Origin of the sequence: Pararhodospirillum photometricum DSM 122 (assembly GCF_000284415.1) — a bacterium.
GTDB classification, from domain to species: domain Bacteria; phylum Pseudomonadota; class Alphaproteobacteria; order Rhodospirillales; family Rhodospirillaceae; genus Pararhodospirillum; species Pararhodospirillum photometricum.
Genome location: NC_017059.1, coordinates 952,855 through 970,587 on the forward strand (window position 1 = coordinate 952,855; position 17,733 = coordinate 970,587).

The window sequence follows — 17,733 nt, forward strand, 5'->3', positions numbered from 1 at the left end:
ATATCCAGTATTTTTTAGGAGGGGAGGGGTCTGGGGAGGCCCCGCCTCCCCAGCCTTCCCTTTCATCGCCTAGGCCGTGGCCGCGAGCGCGTCGGAAACCGCGTTCATCAATCCATCAATGTCCGACTTTTCGCTAATGAAGGGCAGCCCGAACTGAAGGGTGTCGCCGCCGTAACGAACGTAATAGCCCGCGTCCCAGCACTTCTTGGCCACGTCCCACGGCCGGCGGGCCGGCTCGCCCGGCAGAGCCGCAACCTGAATCGCCCCGGCCAGCCCACAGGTGCGAATATCCGCCACATGCCGCACGCCTTGGAGGCCGTGCAGGGCATTTTGGAAATAAGGAATCAAGGCCGCCGCCTTGTCGAACAGCTTCTCGCGCTCGAAGATCTCCAACGCCGCCAAACCGGCGGCGCAGGCCACCGGGTGAGCCGAGTAGGTGTAGCCGTGCGGGAACTCGACCAGATACTCGGGCCCGCCATTGTCCATAAAGGTCTGGTAGATCTCGGTCTTGGCAACCACCGCGCCCATGGGCACCGCGCCGTTGGTCAGGCCCTTGGCGATGGTCATCAGGTCGGGGGTCACGCCAAAGGTCTGGGCGGCAAAGGCCTGCCCGGTGCGGCCGAAGCCGGTGATGACCTCATCGAAAATCAGCAGGATGTTGTGCTTGTCGCACAGGGCGCGCAGGCGCTGCAAATAGCCTTGGGGCGGCACCACCACGCCGGCCGAGCCCGAGAACGGCTCGACGATCACCGCCGCGATGTTCGAGGCATCGTGCAGGGCGACCAGTTCCTCCAGGGCGTCAGCCAGTTCGACCCCGCGCTGCGGCAGACCCTGGGTGAAGACGTTTTCCGGCAACAAGGTGTGCGGCAGGTGGTCAGCGTCGATGCCGGTACCGAACAGCTTTCGATTACCGCCGATGCCGCCGACGCTGATGCCGCCATAGTTGACGCCGTGATAGCCCTTGGCGCGGCCGATCAGCTTGGTCTTGGTCGGCTGGCCCTTCAGGCGCCAGTAGGCGCGGACCATCTTGAGCACGGTATCGACCGACTCGGAGCCCGAGTTGGTGAAAAACACGTGGTCGAGGCCGGGGGGGGTCAGCGCCACCACCTTGTTGGCCAGACGGAAGGAATCGGGGTGGCCGAACTGGAAGGCCGGGCTGTAGTCCAGCGTGCCAATCTGCCGGCTCACCGCCTCGGTGATTTCCCGGCGATTGTGCCCGGCGCCACAGCACCACAGGCCTGAAAGGCTGTCGAACACCCGCCGGCCCCGGGCGTCGATGTAATGCGCGCCATCGGCGGCAACGATCATGCGCGGGTTGGCCTTGAACTCCCGGTTGGCCGTGAACGGCATCCAGTGGGCTTCCAACTCCTCGCGGGTCAGGCCGGCGGCCTGGGCGGGGTCAAACATGCGAGTCTCCTTGAAGGGGCAAAGGGAAGGCTGGGGAGGCTGGCCTCCCCAGACCCCTCCGATCCTGGGGATTCCCTCAACGCGAAACGCCAGTGGGAACGAGGGGTCTGGGGAGGCCAGCCTCCCCAGCCTTCCCTTCCCCGACTCCCCCGAAGCCGAGACCGGAGTGTGCCCAGCCTTTCATATCTGTTAAATCTGAACTTCCCAATCTTCAGGCAAAGGAACGCTTACCCATGGCCGCCGCCCTGCCCGCCCTGACCGATGTGGACCTGCGCCTGTTACGGGTTTTCCTCACCGTGGTGGCCTGTGGCGGCTTCTCGGCGGCCGCCGTGGAACTCAACATCAGCCGCGCCGCGGTCAGCCTGCACATGGCCGATCTGGAGCAACGCCTGGGCCTGAGCCTGTGTCGGCGGGGCCGAGCCGGTTTTCGCCTGTCGGACGACGGCAAGGCGGTGCACGAAGCGGCGCAACGCCTGCTTGCGGCCGCCGAGAGTTTTCGTGGAGAAATTCATGCCCTGCACGCCCGTCTGCGCGGCACCTTGACCATTGGCATCACCGACAATCTGGTGACGCTGCCCCATATGCGCGTGACCCATGCGCTGCGTGGTCTCAAGGAACGCGGCCCCGACGTGCACGTGGCCATTCGCATGATGCCGCCGCCCGACATTGAGCGCGGCGTGCTGGATGGCCGTTTGCATATTGGCGTGGTCCCGGCCACCCGTCCGTTGCCGGGGCTGCTGGCGTTTGCCCTGTATGACGAGGAGGCCCAGCTTTATTGCGGCGCCGACCACCCCTTGTTTGCCGTGCCCGAGGCCGAGATCACCCCGGCGCGTCTTGCGTGTTACGACATGGTGGCCGTCTCCCCGGCGCCGACCACCGCCCCGGCCCGCGTCACCGCCACCGCCAGCGACCGCGAAGGTGTGGCCTTCCTGATTTTGACCGGCTGTTATCTGGGCCAGCTCCCCACCCACATGGCCCGGCAGTGGGTGGCCCAGGGACGCATGCGCGCCCTTCGGCCCGATCTCTACCGCGACCACGTGGCCTTCCAGGCCGTGATTCAGAAAGGGGCCCGACCCAATTTGGTGCTGGAGACCTTTCTCGCCTTGCTGAAGTGAGGGGGGGGCATCACGTCGTGGGCCATGCGCCCTCAGCCTCCCAAGAGCGGATCGCCGAGCGCCGTTGCCCCGGGCGAGGGGGCGCCCCCGGCGGCTCGACGCCGCCTTTGCGGAAGGCTTTGTAGGAGAGGGCATGCTTCTCCAGGCGCAGGCCGAGGATCCGCCGGGTCAGGCCCAGGTGCCGAGCCGCCTCGGTGATGTTGCCGTGGTGGGCCTGGAGGGCCTCCAAGATCAGCGCGCGCTCGACCGCGTCCAGTTTCGTCGCCAAGGTCCCTCCCTGGAGCGCCCCGGTCGCCTCGGGTGCCTGGAGCGCGGGGGGCAGGGCGTGGCTGTGGATCACCCCGTCGTCCGACAAGATGACCGCGCGTTCCATTACATTTTCCAGTTCCCGCACATTGCCCGGCCACGAATAGGCCCGCACCAGGGCGAGCGCGGCGGGAGACAGGCGCTTGGCCCCACAGCCCAGGACGCTGGCATGACGTTGGATGAAGTGGTTGGCCAGCAAGACCACATCGTGGCCACGCTCGCGCAGGGGGGGGAGGGTCAGGGGAAAGACGTTGAGGCGATAGTAGAGGTCATCGCGAAACGTTTTGGTCTCGACCATCCGCGCCACGTTGCGGTTGGTGGCGGCAATGATGCGGACATCCACCCGCACCGGGCGATGCCCGCCGACCCGCTCGAAGGTCTTGTCCTGCAACACCCGTAATAGCTTGGCTTGCATGGGGAGGCTGAGTTCGCCCACCTCGTCGAGAAACAAGGTTCCGCCATCGGCAAGCTCGAAGCGGCCCTTGCGCTGGGCGATGGCACCGGTAAACGCTCCCTTCTCGTGGCCAAACAGCTCGCTCTCGATCAGGCTTTCCGGCAAGGCGGCACAGTTGAACGTCACGAACGGCCCCTGGGCGCCCTGGCTGTTGGCGTGAATGGCGGCGGCCACCAACTCCTTGCCCACCCCGCTCTCCCCCAAAATCAAGACGGTGGCCTTGGTCTGGGCCACCTTCTGGATCAAGTCATAGACCGCCAGCATGGGGGGCGAGACCCCGATGATGTTGGCGGGACGAAACCGCACGGCCGGGGCCGGAGGCCGGGGCGCGGGCTGCCGAAGGGACCTTTCCACGGCCGGCGCAAGGATCGCCGCGAGGATGCGCAGCACATCCACGTCTTGTGAAAGCGCACCACGCGGCCGCGAGGCCACCTCGGCCCCCAGGATCCCTAAAACCTTTTGGTGCGAAAAGATCGGGACACACAAGAGCATAGGGGGCAGGGCGGCTCCCTCGGGGGCGCTGTGACGAAGGGGGCGGATGAGTGCCTGGCCACTTTCCGCCACGAGGCGAATCAGATCCTCGCCCGGGGCCCACGAGCTCCAGCCGGCGCCCCCCGCTGCCGGGCCKKGGGCGGCGCCATGGTCGGGGAAAGCCGTGCCCGGCTCCACCAGCGTCATGCCTCCCCGGACCACGCCGAGGTGGGTTTGCATCCCGCGCACCACGAGGGCGACCAGGGCCCCTAGGTCATCGGCGGCGGCGGCGCCTTGGCTGATGTCTGACAGCAAGGTCAAAAGAGAGCCCTGGCCCGGGTCGGCGGGGCGGGAGGGCAAGGCCGCTGGGGGATCTTTGGCGGCGATCGCTGGCGTGGGACCTGTTTTCATGCGCGTCGCTCCTCGTTCCCTGGCGAACCGGGGCGGGGGGCGCGCAAGACGGGCCAGGCGCGCCGCCGGTCCTGGGTCGCTGCGTTATGTCCCTGAGGTTCATAACGCGGTCGATCGCTGTTGTTTTCTCTCCCCGCCCGCCCCGACGCAAGCAGATCGTGCACCTTTTTTGGGGGCGCGGCCGGCCGGTCGGTCTTTGCGCGGCCGGGGCTCTCCCCTGGTTCTTTTTTTGCTGGACGACGCCGCGTCTTCCCGAGAGGGTGGCCCCCGTCCCTGTCCCGCGAGAACCAGACAGACTGGTGTGGCCTTCTTTTTATCTCCTGAGAAGGGTTGGTTTCCCCCTGGGGCCCGGTCGGGGCGAGGAGGCGAGATGACGATGCGCCGGCGGGGAGGCCGTGCTCTGGTGCTGGGGGGCGTGCTGCTGGCCCACGCGGCTGTCTTGGGGGCGGTGCCGTGGCCGACACCGGCCGATCCGGTGGTGGGGCGCGTTTTGCCGCCCTCGGCGGGGGGAGTCTTGGACACGACTCTTCTTGACATGCCCGCGCCCCCCCCGCCGAGGGCGGCAAAACGCGCCCCACCACCGACCGACGCGTCCGGTCTGACACCCTTGATGATTGCGGCAGTTGGCGCGCCGCTGCCCTTGTCCGTGATGCGGGCGATCACCGCGCCCGTGTTCCGCCGTTGGGTTCGCGCCTGGGGAGGCCCGCTGTCGGGACGTCCTGGAAGGCTTGACCGGCTGCTTGTCGATCCGCCCCGTAGGCTGGCCCGTGGTGCGTGGATATCGCCGTAGGCGGCCCGAACGGGCTCGACGTCTTCTTGGAGCGGCCCGACCACAGCTTGGCCACCGCCATTGTCTCGGCGGCCCCGGAAGTGCTGCTCGACCTGATGGCCGCCGAGGACGGCCCCGATGGCGATGGTGCTTTTTTCTCCCGGGCCCTGCGCATTGAAGGCGACACGGGCCTTGTCATGGCCTTCCGCTACGCCATCGAAGACAATGGCATGAACCTTCGCGCCCTGATGCGCGACCTTCCCACCCCTGCGGCCCTGCTGGTGGAACGCCTGTCGGGCCGGCTGGGTCCCCTGCATGAACGCGCCACTGCCGACCTGGAAAAGGCGCAGGCCCTGCTGCTCGGCCCCCTGCGCGGCGAGTTGGCCCGCCTGAACACCCGGGTGACCCGCCTGGAGACCCAGGGTCCCGCCGGGCGCCGCCCCAAGGTCGTCTCGCGCGAGGAGCTTGCCCATGGCTGAGATCACCCCTCTTCACCCGGTTGCCCCGGCACCGCGTGACACGTCGATTGAGCTTGTGTGTCCGGCTGGCACGCCAGCGGCGCTGGCGACGGCCGTCGAGGCTGGCGCTGACGCTATTTACTTCGGCTTTCGTGACCGCACCAACGCCCGCAACTTCCCTGGCCTGAACTTCAACGAAAAGGAAGCGGCCGAGGCGGTCGCCACCTGCAAGGCCAAGGGCGTCAAGTCCATGATCGCCGTCAACACCTACCCCGACGCTGGCGACGACACGATCTGGCGCCGGGCGGTGGACGTGGCCGCTGATCTCGATGTCGAGGCGGTGATTTTGTGCGACATGGGTCTGGCCGCCTATGCCGCCAAGAAGCACCCGAACTTGCGTTTGCATCTGTCGGTGCAGGCATCGGCCTCCAATCCCGAAGCCGCCAAGTTCTACCAGGAGGCTTTTGGGGTGCGCCGCGTGGTCCTGCCGCGCGTGATGTCGGTGGCCGAGATCGCCGAGCTGACCCAGGCCATTGCGCCCATTGAAACCGAGGTGTTCGTCTTCGGCGGCCTGTGCGTGATGGCCGAGGGCCGGTGCTGCCTGTCGAGCTACGCCACCGGCTTGTCGCCCAACAAGGACGGCGTGTGCTCGCCGGCCAGCCATGTGCGCTATGAGCAAGAAGGCGACGTGATGGTGTCGCGCCTGGGCGAGTTCACCATCAACCGCTTCGATGCTGGCGAGTCGGCGGGTTACCCCACTTTGTGCAAGGGCCGTTTCCACTCCAAGGCCCGGTCCGGCCACCTGTTCGAGGATCCCACCAGCCTCGACGCCACCACCATCTTGCCCGACCTCAAGGCAGCGGGTGTCAAGGCGCTCAAGGTCGAAGGACGCCAGCGCGGCAAGGCCTACGTCGCCCAGGTCGTGCGCTCGTTGCGCGCCGCCATCGACGGCGAAACCCGTACCGCCGACCCCGCCACCCGGCACCTCATGGAAGGCCAGGGCCGCACCGAGGGTGCGTACCGGCGTGACTGGCGTTAAGCGGCGCAAGGAGACAGCTTTGATGCTTGAAATCGCCCTGGGGCCGCTGACCTATAACTGGTCCACCGCCAAGCGCGCGGCCTTTTATGCGGCCGTGGCCGCCGAGCCGACCTTTGATGTCGTGTATATCGGCGAAACGATTTGTGCCAAGCGCCAGGCCATCAACGGCCCGGTGATGGCCGAAGCCGCCGCCGCCCTGGAGGCCGCGGGTCGCACCGTGGTGCACTCCACGCTGTCGCTGGCCACCACCGATCCCGAGCGCCGGGCCATCGCCGATCTGACGGGCGAGCCCTCCCTGAAGGTCGAAGCCAACGACGCCGGCGCCCTGCGCGGTCTTTCGGGCCGGCCGCACTACGTGGGCCCGCACATCAACTGCTACAACACGGGCACCTTGGAGGTCCTGGCGGCGCGCGGCGCGATGTCGATCTGCCTGCCTTGGGAACTGGACCGCAAGTCCATTGCCATCCTGGCCAAGCGCGGTCGTGAACTGGGCATGGATGTCGAGGTCGAGGTGCTGGGCAAGGCCCCGCTCGCCATCTCGGCCCGCTGCCACCATGCCCGCGCCTATGGCATGACCAAGGATGGCTGCCAGTACGTGTGCGACCGCGATAACGAGGGCATGGCCGTCGATACCCTGGACGGCCAGAGCTTCCTCACCTTGAACGGCTTGCAAACCCAGGCCCACGCCGTGACCTTGCTGGTCGCGGAGATCCCGACCCTGGTGGACATGGGGGTTAACCGCCTGCGGCTCTCGCCGCTGGACCTCGACATGGGCGCCGCGGCCCGGATCTACCGCCAGCTTCTCGACGGGGCTCTGACGCCCGCCGCCGCCGAGGAACAGATGATTGCCTTGTTGGGCGAACGCGAGCCGGCCAACGGCTTCTTCTATGGCGTTGAAGGCGCGACCTGGGCCGCCTGACCAAGGGCTCCTTCCAGAATCCGAGGGTCTGGGGAGGCTGTGCTTCCCCAGCCTTTTTTTTTGCCTTTGTCTGTCCCGATTCTTGGTCGCACAGCCGATCCTCTAAAGAGAACGCGCCGAGTCTTGACGTTTTAGCGATTAAAATATAATGTATCGCTTTCAAAATGTTTCGCTCGCATGGGCGCACGCCGGGCCCTCGGCTGCGTCCATTCCCTGACCCGGCCCTTCCTTTCCGCCTCCTGCCAGGAAACCAAGGTTCCGGGTCCTCCCCTCGCCCGGAGCACAAAGGACGCGCAATGGCCGGGAACCGAAGTCTGAGCGTCGCGGCAACGCTGACCGCGCTTTTCGCCGCTCTCTACACCTATCTGACAGCCTTGATCGTGAGTGATGCGCTGGAGGATTATCATCTGTGGTCGGTCAGCCGCACCGGCGAGACCACAGCCGAAGCGTCGCTCTCGGTCTACAAGGCGATGCAGGCGCTGCGCTCCGAGCGAGGCAACACCAATCGCCTCCTGATGCAGCCTGCCGGGTCGGAACCCGACATCCAGAACAAAATCTTGCCGGCTCTGCGCGCCGCCTCGGCCGACGTGGTCGCCACGGTACGAACGGTATGCGCCCAGGTCCCCTGTCCCGCGGGCCTGGGCCCGACCGACATTCAAGCGGCCATGGGCCGGGTCAATACGTTGCGCCAGGAGATCGACGCCGCCCTGTCGCAAGACAAAAACGCCCGGCGCCCTGGTCTGACCGACGAGTGGACCAAGGAAGGCTTGGCGACGGTGGCCTTGATGACCTCCATCGCCAACGCTCTTCTAGAACCCCTGCGCAGCGCCGATCCGGTGTTTGGCAGCCTGCTGCCGTTGAAGGATGCCGCCATCGCGGCGCGGGGGCACTTCACCGGGGTGCGCTCGACGTTCGATATTGCCCTGACCAGCCGCCAAGTCACGCCCGAGACCGCTGGCAAACTCCATACCGCGCGCGGGCGGCTGGAAGGGGCCTGGGGCGCCCTGCGCGACGCCGCCCCGCGTGCCGACACCCCACCGGTGATCCGAACCGCCATTGAGGCAGCCCAGCGCTCGTATTTCACCGACTATGGTGCGGTCCTGGACAAGACCCTGACCCGTCTTGCCGAGCGTGGCGAACTCCCCCAGGCGATTGGCGAGATCAACGGCAGCGCCGACCGGGCCATGCTCGATCTGGATGGCGTGGGAACCGCGATCTTGACCCAGATCCACACCGAAACAGTCAGCAAGACCGAGGATGCAGCCCGCGGCCTTGGGTTGGCCGGTCTCAAGATCTCGCTGGTTCTGGCGTTCAGCGTGATCGGCTTCCTGATCGTGCAGCGGCGCGTGGTGATCCCCTTGCGGGCCATGACCGAAACCACCCGGCGCGTGGCCGCGGGCGACCTTTCGGGCCACATCCCCCATGGCGAGCGCGGCGACGAGATCGGCGCCCTGGCCACCGCCCTGGCCACCTTCAAGGAAAACATGTGCGAACGCGAGCGGCTGGAAGAGCGCAGCCGGGCCGAGCGAAAAATCCGCGAGCAACGCACCCAGGAAATCGAGCGCCTGATCGCCTCGTTTGGCGCTGACTTCACCCGCATCCTCGATATTGTCACCGGCGCCTCAGCGCAGTTGCACCACACCGCCCGCTCGATGACCGACATCGCTGAACGCACCAAGGAAAAGGCCGGGGCCTCGGCGACGGCCGCCCAACAAACCTCGGCCAACGTCCAGACCGTGGCCGCCGCCGCCGAGCAAATGCTGGCCTCGATCCATGAAATTGGCCGGAGCATGGCCAGTTCCACCGAGGTGGTGGACGAAGCGGGGCGCCGCGCCCAGGAAACCATCGATACGGTACGCGGTCTGGCCCAGGCCGTCGGGGAAATCGGCGAGGTCGTTCGGCTGATTCAAGACATTGCCGCCCAGACCAACCTGCTGGCCCTCAACGCCACCATCGAGGCGGCGCGCGCCGGCGACGTGGGCAAGGGCTTTGCCGTGGTGGCGGGCGAGGTCAAGACCCTGGCCAATCAGACGGCCCGAGCCACCGAGGATATTGCCGCTCAAATCAGTGCGGTGCAAACCGCAACCCGCAGCACCGTCTCGGCCATCGACGCGGTGGGCGACACCATTGCCCGGCTTAACGAGATCTCCAGCACCATTGCCGCCGCCATTGAGGAGCAAAGCGCCACCACCTCGGAGATCAGCCGCAATGCGCAGCAGGCGGCGACCGGAACGTTGGAGGTGTCGATGAATGTGGCCGAGGTCAACCAGACGGCGGCCCTGACCGATGAGGCGGGGGACAAGGTTTTGGGGGCCTCAGCCGACATGGCCCGCGAGGCCGAGACCTTGCGGCGTGAGGTTGAGGCGTTTTTGGTGGGGATTCGCCAAGCCGGCGCTGTCGGGCGGGGGTAAGGAAGAAAAAAAGGCTGGGGAGGCGGGCCTCCCCAGACCCCTCGATGTCGTTAGCTTCCAGAGGAAGCCATCCAGCCGGCGAAGCCAAAGAAGCTGATCCCGGTCACGCGGTTTACCCACGCTTTGGCGCGATCAAGAACCCCTGAATGGCCAAGGCCGCTGCCGATCAGGGCATAGCCCCACAGGGCGGCGTATTCGCACACCAGATAGATCGCGCCCATCACCAGGAAGCGCAGGGTGAAGTTGTCGGCGTGGCCGATGAACTGGGGAAAGGCGGCGGTGAAGTAGAGGATCGCCTTGGGGTTGGCCAGGGCGGTGGTGAACTCCTGGCGCATCAAGGTGCGCAAGGGGACCGAAGCGCGGGTGCGGCGCGCGGCGGCAAGGTCGGGGGCCGGAGCGCGCAGCAGGCGCCAGCCCAGCCACGCCAGATACGCCACGCCAAACCACTTGATCCCGATCAGCAGCCAAGCGGCCTCAGCCAGCACGGCGCCCAGGCCAAACGCCGTGATGACGATCAGCAGGCCAAAGCCGGCGATGCGCGCGAGGCCCGCAATGCCAGCCGGCACCGCGCCATGCTGCAACGCATTGGAAAACGAGAGAAAGTTACTGGGGCCCAGCGGGATCGCCATGAGAATGGCGGCCGGCAGGAAAAGCAGCATGTCATAGACCGACATCGTGTCCTCAGGGGAGAGATTCGGGAAAAGGGAAGGCCGGGGAGGCTCGCCTCCCCAGACCCCTCGGTCCCGGCGTTGTCGCTTTTACGGCGACGGGGTTACTTTTTTTTCCAGATCGGGGTGCCAGAGCCGGGCAGGCCATATTGGTCCCAGCGCCGGGTGACCTGCTCGATGACCTCATCGCCCATCCGCAGCACCTGTCCCCATTCCCGATGGGTTTCGGGCGGCAGTTTGTTGGTCGCATCCAAACCGATCTTGCCGCCCAGGCTACTCTCGGGGCTGGCGAAGTCGAGGTAGTCGATGGGGGTTCCCGTCACCACGGTAAGATCGCGACCCGGATCCATGCGCGTGGACAGGGCCCACATCACATCCTTCCAGTCGCGGGGATTGATGTCATCGTCCACGACAATGACGAACTTGGTATACATGAACTGGCGCAGGAAGGACCAGACCCCCATCATCACCCGCTTGGCATGGCCGGGATACGCCTTGCGCATGCTGACCACGGCAATGCGATAGCTACATCCCTCGGGCGGCAGCCAGAAATCAACGATTTCCGGGAACTGCTGGATGAGCAGCGGGATGAAGACCTCGTTGAGCGCCTCGGCCAGCACCGCCGGCTCATCGGGCGGGCGACCGGTGAAGGTCGAGAGATAAATGGGGTTGCGCCGCATGGTCACGGCGGAAATGCGAAACACCGGGAACGGTTCGACCGCGTTGTAATAGCCGGTATGATCGCCATAGGGCCCCTCGTCGCCGTACTCGTCGAGCATGACGTGGCCTTCCAGAACGATCTCGGCGGTGGCCGGCACCTTGAGAGGCACGCTCACGCAGTCGGCCAACTCCACCTTGCGCCCGCGCAGCAGGCCAGCGAACTGGTACTCGGAGAGGGTATCGGGCACCGGGGTGACGGCGGCCAGGATGGTCCCGGGATCGGCGCCAATCACCACCGCCGCCGGCAACGGCTCCTGGCGCTCGGCTTTCCAGCGCTGCCAGTGCTGGGCACCGCCGCGGTGCTTGAGCCAGCGCATCAAGGTGGTGTTTTTGCCGGTCACCTGCATGCGATAGATGCCGAGGTTAAAGGCATCCTCGCGCTTGGCGCCCGGCCCCTCGGCATGCGGCCCGCGTGTCACCACCAACGGCCACGTAATGAGCGGCGCCGGCTCGCCCGGCCAACAGGTCTGGATGGGCAGGCGCGACAGGTCGATGTCGTCGCCCTTCCAGACGATTTCCTGACACGGCGGGCGCGAGACGGTGCGCGGCTTCATGGCCATGACCGACCGGACCAGGGGCATCAGTTCCAGGGCATCGCGCAAGGCGGCGGGCGGCTCGGGCTGCTTGAGAAAGGCCAGGGTCTCGCCGACCTCGCGCAGTTGCTCCGGGGTGCGTTGCATGCCCAGCGCCACCCGCTCGACGGTGCCAAACAGGTTGACCAGCACCGGCATCGCATAAGGGGTGCCGTCGGGCCGGATCGGGTTTTCAAACAACACCGCCGGCCCCTGCTCGGCCAGCAGGCGGGTCTGGATTTCGGTCATTTCCAGATGGGGCGACACCGGCGCCGTGACCCGGACCAGAAGCCCTTTCGCCTCCAGCAAGGTCATGAATTCGCGCAGACTGTCATAGGGCATGGAGGGACTCCAGAGCACGGGATCAACAAGCAATCTTGGCACTAAACGACCCCCTGGCCCAAGCCGTCAAGCAGCCCCCTCCATTCCTGGGGCATGGCGTCGTCCGCGGAGTCAATGGGACCGGGGGGCTGGGGAGGCCGCGCCTTCCCCAGCCTTCCCTTTTGGACCTGCCTCCTGGACCCGCCGTCCTGGATCTGCGACCATAAACGCCCTATACGTCAACCGCCCGACGGGATGGCGAAACAAACAAACACCCACGATGCAAAGGGGGGGTGGAGATGGGGACGGCGGATCTTCTACGAAATGCACTGCGCCAAGCGGGGCCGTTTCCGGCCAACAAACCCCGCTGGGATGATGACCCGGCGGACAGTCCAGAGGCCCCGGACCCCACCAACGACGCCCCAGCCGCTCCGCCGCCCTTGGGGGSGCAGCCGCTCGCGCGACCACCTGCGCCGCCTGATCGAGGCCGGCATCGCCCTCTCGGCCGAGCGCGACCACGATGTGTTGGTCGAGCGCATTTTGTTGGAAGCCAAATCCCTGACCAACGCCGATGGCGGCACCTTGTACCTGCGCACCGACGACATGCGGCAGTTGCGCTTTGTGATCATGCGCAACGACAGTCTCAACGTCGCGATGGGGGGGACCACCGGCAAGGCCATCCCGTTTCCGCCTTTGAACATCTATCAGCCCGACACGGGCGAGCCCAATTATCATAATGTATGCACCTCGGCCCTTCTCGATGGTCGCACCATCAATATTGCCGACGCCTATGATTCCCATGACTATGACTTTTCCGGCACCAAAAAATTCGACCAAACCACCGGCTACCGTTCCAAGTCCTTTCTGACCATCCCCTTGCGCAATCATAAGGACGAGGTGATCGGGGTCTTGCAGTTGATCAATGCGCAAGATCCCCACGGCACGGTTATCCCCTTTGGCCGGGACGTCCAGCAGATCATTGAGGCCCTGGCCAGCCAGGCGGCGGTCGCCTTGGACAATCAGGTGCTCATTGCCGCCCAGCGCCGCTTGCTCGACAGCTTGATCAAACTGCTGGCCGGCGCCATCGACGCCAAATCGCCCTACACCAGCGGCCACTGCGATCGCGTGCCCGAACTGGCCTCCATGCTGGTGCAAAAGGCCGCCGAGGCCACCGAGGGCCCGTTCGCCCGCTTCAGCATGAACGAGGACGAGCGCTACGAGTTCACGCTGGCCGGCTGGCTGCACGATTGCGGCAAGATCACCAGCCCGGAATACGTGGTGGACAAGGCCACCAAGCTGGAGACCATTCACAACCGGATCCACGAGGTGCGCACCCGCTTCGAGGTCCTGTGGCGCGATGCCGAGATCGAGGCGCTCCAGGCCCGTCTTGACGGCGCCGATCCCGCGGCGGTGGAGGCGGCGAAGCACGCGCGTCAGGCCCAGTTGCAAGACGACTTCGCCTTTATTGCCCGCAGCAATGTCGGCGGCGAGTTCATGGCCGATGCCGATGTGGAGCGTCTGAAAACCCTGGCGGCAACGCCTTGGGTTCGCCACTTCGACGACCGCCTGGGCCTCTCGCCGGTCGAGGAACTGCGCCTGGAGGGCTTGCCCGCCGTCCCGGCCCCGGCCGTCGAGCCGCTGCTGGCCGACCGCCCCGAGCACGTGGTGCCCTGGGGCAGCCGCAAACCGCCGGTGCAAAAAGACGATCCGCGCAACACCTGGGGCTTCGACATGACGGTGCCGGAGCATGCCTACAATTTTGGCGAGGTTTATAACCTCTCGATCCGGCGCGGCACCCTGACAGAAGAGGAACGCTTCAAGATCAACGAGCATATCGTGCAAACGATCATCATGCTCTCCAGCCTCCCCTTGCCGCGTCAGTTGAGCCGCATGCCCGAGATTGCCGGCAACCACCACGAAAAAATGGACGGCTCCGGCTATCCCCGTCGCTTGCCCCCGGACAAACTCTCGGTGCCGGCCCGCATCATGGCGGTGGCCGATATCTTCGAGGCCCTTACCGCCGCCGACCGCCCCTACAAAAAGCCCAAGACGCTTTCGGAATCGGTCAAGATTCTGTCGTTCATGGCCAAGGACAAGCACGTGGATCCCGATGTCTTCGAGCTGTTCCTGACCTCGGGGGTCTACCGCCAGTATGGCGAGCAGTATCTGCGGCCGGATCAGATCGACGACGTGGATATTGGCCGCTACCTGCGGCCGACCGCCGCCCCGGCTTGAGGACTCCCCCAGGAGTGGAGGGGTCTGGGGAGGCCCCGCCTCCCCAGCCTACCTTTTTTGTTTTCCCTCTCCATGAAGCCCCAGCCCCTCCTCCCCCTTGCGCCAAGGGCAAGAACACGACAGATAAGGGAGGGCTTGGCCTCCAGCCCTCCGCATCTTGTGAAGGAACCGTCTGCGCATGTCCTCGATTTTTACTGCGAACGCTCCCACCACGCCCGCCGGCGCCGGTGGATTTGCGCCGCCCCTGGTGATCGAGTCCGACACCAGCCGCTTTGTCGCCGACGTTCTCGAAGCCAGCCGCAACGGCCCGGTCATCGTTGACTTCTGGGCGCCGTGGTGTGGCCCGTGCAAAACCCTGGGGCCGGCGCTGGAAAAGCTGGTCAAGCAGCGCAACGGCCGGGTGCGCTTGGTCAAGATCAACGTGGACGAAAACCAGAGCCTCGCCGCCCAGTTCCGGGTCCAGTCCATCCCCACGGTCTACGCTTTCCTGAACGGCAAGCCGCTGGACGGCTTCATGGGCGCCCTGCCCGAGAGCCAGCTCAAGGCCTTCATCGACCGGCTGGACGGCGGTCCCGGCCTGGATGTGGACGCCGTGATGGCCGAGGGGCGCGCCTTGCTCGATGCCGGCAACCCCGAGGAAGCCATGAACGCGTTTCAGGACATCCTGAGCGTCGATCAGGCCCACCCGGGCGCGCTGGCCGGTGTGCTGCGCTGCCAGTTGGCGTTCGGCGAAATTGAGGCCGTGCGCGAGGTCCTCGACGCCCTAGAGCCGCCCCTGGCCACCCACGCCGACATCACCGCCGTGCGCACCGCCTTGGACTTGGCCGAACGGGCCCAGCATGCCCCCGATCCCCGGCCGTTGCTGGCCCGCCTGGAGGCTGATCCCGCTGACCACGACAGCCGGCTTGCCCTGGCCGAGGCCCTGTTTGCCCGGGGCGACGCACAAGGGGCGTGCGATCAGCTCTTGGAATCCCTGCGCCGCGACCGCACCTGGAACGAAGGAGCCGCGCGGGTGCAGCTTCTCAAGTTCTGGGAGGCCCTGGGCCCCACCCACCCGGTCACGGTCAGCGGGCGGCGCAAGCTGTCGTCGATCTTGTTTTCCTGACCCCCTGGGACGGCTAGGCCCTTCCCGATGAGAAAGGAAGAGTTCGCGCATGAGCAGCCACTTCTTTCAACCTCGGTTTGAGGACCTGCCGTCCGTTGTTCCCGTGTTTCCCTTAACGGGCGCCTTGCTCCTGCCGGAAGGGCATTTACCGCTTACCATTTTCGAACCCCGGTATCTGGCCATGACCCTGGATTGCCTGGGGCAAGGCCGCTTGTTCGCCATGGGCCAGCCCCGCGATCCGACCCAAGATCCGTCGCCGCTTTATAGCGTGGCCTGCCTGGGACGGGTGGTGTCGTTCGTCGAGACCGGCGACGGGCGGCTGGGCATCACCTTGGAGGGGGTGTGCCGCCTGAAGTTGCTCGAAGAAAAGGAGCTGCACCGCGGCTATCGGCGCTTTGCCGTGGACTACACCCCGTTTGCCGCCGACATGCAGCCGGCGCCGACCGCCCCCAGCCCCGACCCCGACTTCATGCCGGTGCTCAAGGCCTATGCCGAGGCCAACGGCCTTAATCTGGACTGGAAGGCCTTGCGCGAGATCCCGCGTGAGGCCCTGGTCACCTCCCTGGCCATGGCCTGCCCCTTTGAACCCAGCGAAAAACAGGCCCTCCTCGAGGCCCCGACCCCCGCCGAGCGAGCCACGCTGTTGACCAGCCTGTTGCGTATTGGCGCGGCCTCGCCAATAACCGGGGGCTCAAGGCAGTAAGCCTCCCTCCCCTTTCGCTCAAGGAACCCTTCCATGACCACAAGCGTGCGCCCGACCGATCCCAAGCTGCTCGACCTGCTGGTGGCGCCGGGCTCGCAGAATCCGCTGCGCTACGATGCCGAGGCCCAGGAACTGGTCGATGACGTCGGCGGCCTCGCCTTCCCCATCCGCGATGGCATCCCGGTGATGCTGGTGGACGAAGCCCGCGTGCTGGGCGACGCCGCCAGCGCCGGCCCGGATATGACCCCCTCGGTCTAACCCTCCTTCTTTAGGAATGGAGGGGTCTGGGGAGGCCCGCCTCCCCAGCCTTTTCTTCCCTTCTGGTCCAAATTCGCCCCCAGCCCGTAGAACCGCCAGGGCCCTGGCACCTCTCGCCCAGGCCTCCCGACCAGGGAGTACCGGTTCATGCTGACCAAAGATGTCTTGATCATCGGCGGGGGCCTCGTCGGCGGCACCTTGGCCTGCGCCTTGGCCCGCTCGGGCGTCTCGGTGGCGGTGGTCGATGCCACGGCACCCGAAACCTTGCTGGCCGCCGAGGCCGATGGCCGCTGGTCGGCCTTGGCCCTGAGCAGCCGCGCCCTTTTCGAGGCGCTGGACCTGTGGGCGCCCCTCGCCCCGGGCAGCCAACCGATCACCGACATCCGCGTCTGCGACAACCACGCGCCCCAGATCCTCGATTTCGACGGCCCCGGCCCCCTGGGGGTCATGGTCGAGAACCGCAGTGTGCGCCGCGCCCTGTTTGCCCGCCTCGCCGCCCTGCCCGCCGCCACCGTGCTCGCCCCGGCCCGCCTGCGCCACCTGGAACGCCACACCGATCGGGTCGAGGCCACCTTAGACACCGGGCAGCGGATCCAGGCTGCCCTGGTGGTCGGGGCCGATGGCCGGGACTCCCAGGTGCGCACCGAGGCGGCCATCGGCCTCACCCGGCGGACCTACGGCCAGAGCGCCCTGGTCCAGACGGTGGGCCATGCCGAGCCGCATGATGGCTTGGCCGTGGAACTGTTCTTGCCCGGAGGACCGTTTGCCATCCTCCCCCTGCCCGGCCGGCGGTCCTTGGTGGTGTGGAGCGAGCGGGCGGCCTGGGTGACCGACCTGCTGGCCCTGCCCCCGGCACGGTTCTTGGGGGAGTTGGCTCACCGGTTCGGCGATTTCCTGGGCCCCTTGACCCTGGAAGGCCGGGCCTTTGCCTACCCCCTGGGGTTCAGCGTCGCCGAGCGGCTGGTGGAGAGACGTTTGGTTCTGGTGGGGGACGCCGCCCATGGCATGCACCCGGTGGCGGGTCAGGGCTTCAATTACGGCCTGCGCGATGTGGCGGCCTTGACCGAGATTTTGGTGGAGGGACACCGTCTGGGCCGCGACCCGGGGGACGCCTCGGCCCTGGCCGCCTATCAGGCGTGGCGCCGGCCCGACACTTTTGTCATGCTGGCGGCCACGGATGCCCTGGTCCGCCTATTTTCCAACGACATTGCGCCGGTGCGCGTAGCCCGGCGCCTGGGACTGGCCGCTGTCAACCGGATCGGTCCGCTGAAAGGCATTCTGCGTGACCATGCCATGGGACGGCGGGCCATTGGCCCGGTGCCGAAGCTCTTACGGGGCACGCCCCTCTAGAAAGACAGGAAGGCTGGGGAGGCGCGGCCTCCCCAGACCCC

The 17,733-nt window shown here is 66.5% G+C and carries 15 protein-coding genes; 11 read left to right on the forward strand and 4 right to left on the reverse strand.

Annotated features, from left to right (window positions below; genetic code table 11):
• Positions 1-69 precede the first annotated feature (69 nt).
• Positions 70-1,407, reverse strand: coding sequence for an omega-aminotransferase AptA (gene aptA, locus RSPPHO_RS04210; protein ID WP_014414031.1), 1,338 nt, complete (start codon positions 1,405-1,407; stop codon positions 70-72).
• Positions 1,408-1,640: 233 nt separating this feature from the next.
• On the opposite strand from aptA, the gene RSPPHO_RS04215 reads away from it, so the two are divergent.
• A complete protein-coding gene (locus RSPPHO_RS04215) occupies positions 1,641-2,522 on the forward strand; it encodes a LysR family transcriptional regulator (protein WP_041794133.1) in 882 nt (293 codons plus the stop codon).
• 10 nt (positions 2,523-2,532) lie between these two features.
• On the opposite strand, the gene RSPPHO_RS04220 is transcribed toward RSPPHO_RS04215, so the two are convergent.
• The gene (locus tag RSPPHO_RS04220) at positions 2,533-4,164 is read right to left on the reverse strand and encodes a sigma-54 interaction domain-containing protein (RefSeq protein ID WP_014414033.1); all 1,632 of its coding nucleotides are present in this window, start codon (positions 4,162-4,164) and stop codon (positions 2,533-2,535) included.
• Between the two features lie 370 nt (positions 4,165-4,534).
• On the opposite strand from RSPPHO_RS04220, the gene RSPPHO_RS20860 reads away from it, so the two are divergent.
• The 5 genes from RSPPHO_RS20860 (at position 4,535) to RSPPHO_RS17555 (ending at position 9,760) form a co-directional block, all read left to right on the forward strand.
• On the forward strand, positions 4,535-4,954 hold the full coding sequence (locus RSPPHO_RS20860) for a hypothetical protein (RefSeq protein WP_242390565.1): 420 nt from the start codon (positions 4,535-4,537) through the stop codon (positions 4,952-4,954).
• Positions 4,939-5,412, forward strand: coding sequence for an SCP2 sterol-binding domain-containing protein (locus RSPPHO_RS04225; RefSeq protein WP_014414034.1), 474 nt, complete (start codon positions 4,939-4,941; stop codon positions 5,410-5,412). The genes RSPPHO_RS20860 and RSPPHO_RS04225 overlap by 16 nt, the downstream gene beginning before the upstream one ends.
• A complete protein-coding gene (gene ubiU / locus RSPPHO_RS19685; protein ID WP_051013645.1) occupies positions 5,405-6,430 on the forward strand; it encodes a ubiquinone anaerobic biosynthesis protein UbiU in 1,026 nt (341 codons plus the stop codon). Before RSPPHO_RS04225 ends, ubiU begins: the two co-directional genes overlap by 8 nt.
• A 22-nt stretch (positions 6,431-6,452) precedes the next feature.
• Entirely contained in the window at positions 6,453-7,349 is an 897-nt protein-coding gene (gene ubiV, locus RSPPHO_RS04235) for a ubiquinone anaerobic biosynthesis protein UbiV (protein ID WP_041794135.1), read from the forward strand.
• Positions 7,350-7,645: 296 nt separating this feature from the next.
• Complete coding sequence (locus RSPPHO_RS17555; RefSeq protein ID WP_051013648.1) at positions 7,646-9,760, forward strand: methyl-accepting chemotaxis protein; 2,115 nt, start codon at positions 7,646-7,648, stop codon at positions 9,758-9,760.
• Positions 9,761-9,810: 50 nt separating this feature from the next.
• On the opposite strand, the gene RSPPHO_RS04245 is transcribed toward RSPPHO_RS17555, so the two are convergent.
• Complete coding sequence (locus RSPPHO_RS04245; protein ID WP_014414039.1) at positions 9,811-10,434, reverse strand: LysE family translocator; 624 nt, start codon at positions 10,432-10,434, stop codon at positions 9,811-9,813.
• A 98-nt stretch (positions 10,435-10,532) separates the two neighbouring features.
• On the reverse strand, positions 10,533-12,062 hold the full coding sequence (locus RSPPHO_RS04250) for a UbiD family decarboxylase (RefSeq protein ID WP_041794138.1): 1,530 nt from the start codon (positions 12,060-12,062) through the stop codon (positions 10,533-10,535).
• A gap of 351 nt (positions 12,063-12,413) precedes the next feature.
• Here RSPPHO_RS04250 and RSPPHO_RS04255 point away from each other — a divergent pair, with 351 nt between their 5' ends.
• The 5 genes from RSPPHO_RS04255 (at position 12,414) to RSPPHO_RS04275 (ending at position 17,692) form a co-directional block, all read left to right on the forward strand.
• Complete coding sequence (locus RSPPHO_RS04255; RefSeq protein WP_422610582.1) at positions 12,414-14,276, forward strand: HD domain-containing phosphohydrolase; 1,863 nt, start codon at positions 12,414-12,416, stop codon at positions 14,274-14,276.
• Positions 14,277-14,454: 178 nt separating this feature from the next.
• Complete coding sequence (gene trxA, locus RSPPHO_RS04260; RefSeq protein WP_014414042.1) at positions 14,455-15,381, forward strand: thioredoxin; 927 nt, start codon at positions 14,455-14,457, stop codon at positions 15,379-15,381.
• Between the two features lie 49 nt (positions 15,382-15,430).
• Complete coding sequence (locus RSPPHO_RS04265; protein WP_014414043.1) at positions 15,431-16,084, forward strand: LON peptidase substrate-binding domain-containing protein; 654 nt, start codon at positions 15,431-15,433, stop codon at positions 16,082-16,084.
• A 33-nt stretch (positions 16,085-16,117) separates the two neighbouring features.
• On the forward strand, positions 16,118-16,342 hold the full coding sequence (locus RSPPHO_RS04270) for a Trm112 family protein (RefSeq protein WP_014414044.1): 225 nt from the start codon (positions 16,118-16,120) through the stop codon (positions 16,340-16,342).
• A 147-nt stretch (positions 16,343-16,489) separates the two neighbouring features.
• Positions 16,490-17,692: a UbiH/UbiF/VisC/COQ6 family ubiquinone biosynthesis hydroxylase gene (locus RSPPHO_RS04275; RefSeq protein WP_014414045.1), complete on the forward strand. Its 1,203-nt coding sequence runs from the start codon at positions 16,490-16,492 to the stop codon at positions 17,690-17,692.
• Positions 17,693-17,733 lie beyond the last annotated feature (41 nt).

Bases quoted from the DNA above. Each gene is read 5' to 3' on its own strand.
- aptA (WP_014414031.1), bottom strand. From the start codon at position 1,407: ATGTTTGACCCCGCCCAGGCCGCCGGCCTGACCCGCGAGGAGTTGGAA.
- RSPPHO_RS04215 (WP_041794133.1), top strand. From the start codon at position 1,641: ATGGCCGCCGCCCTGCCCGCCCTGACCGATGTGGACCTGCGCCTGTTA.
- RSPPHO_RS20860 (WP_242390565.1), top strand. From the start codon at position 4,535: ATGACGATGCGCCGGCGGGGAGGCCGTGCTCTGGTGCTGGGGGGCGTG.
- ubiU (WP_051013645.1), top strand. From the start codon at position 5,405: ATGGCTGAGATCACCCCTCTTCACCCGGTTGCCCCGGCACCGCGTGAC.
- ubiV (WP_041794135.1), top strand. From the start codon at position 6,453: ATGCTTGAAATCGCCCTGGGGCCGCTGACCTATAACTGGTCCACCGCC.
- RSPPHO_RS17555 (WP_051013648.1), top strand. From the start codon at position 7,646: ATGGCCGGGAACCGAAGTCTGAGCGTCGCGGCAACGCTGACCGCGCTT.
- RSPPHO_RS04245 (WP_014414039.1), bottom strand. From the start codon at position 10,434: ATGTCGGTCTATGACATGCTGCTTTTCCTGCCGGCCGCCATTCTCATG.
- RSPPHO_RS04250 (WP_041794138.1), bottom strand. From the start codon at position 12,062: ATGCCCTATGACAGTCTGCGCGAATTCATGACCTTGCTGGAGGCGAAA.
- trxA (WP_014414042.1), top strand. From the start codon at position 14,455: ATGTCCTCGATTTTTACTGCGAACGCTCCCACCACGCCCGCCGGCGCC.
- RSPPHO_RS04265 (WP_014414043.1), top strand. From the start codon at position 15,431: ATGAGCAGCCACTTCTTTCAACCTCGGTTTGAGGACCTGCCGTCCGTT.
- RSPPHO_RS04270 (WP_014414044.1), top strand. From the start codon at position 16,118: ATGACCACAAGCGTGCGCCCGACCGATCCCAAGCTGCTCGACCTGCTG.
- RSPPHO_RS04275 (WP_014414045.1), top strand. From the start codon at position 16,490: ATGCTGACCAAAGATGTCTTGATCATCGGCGGGGGCCTCGTCGGCGGC.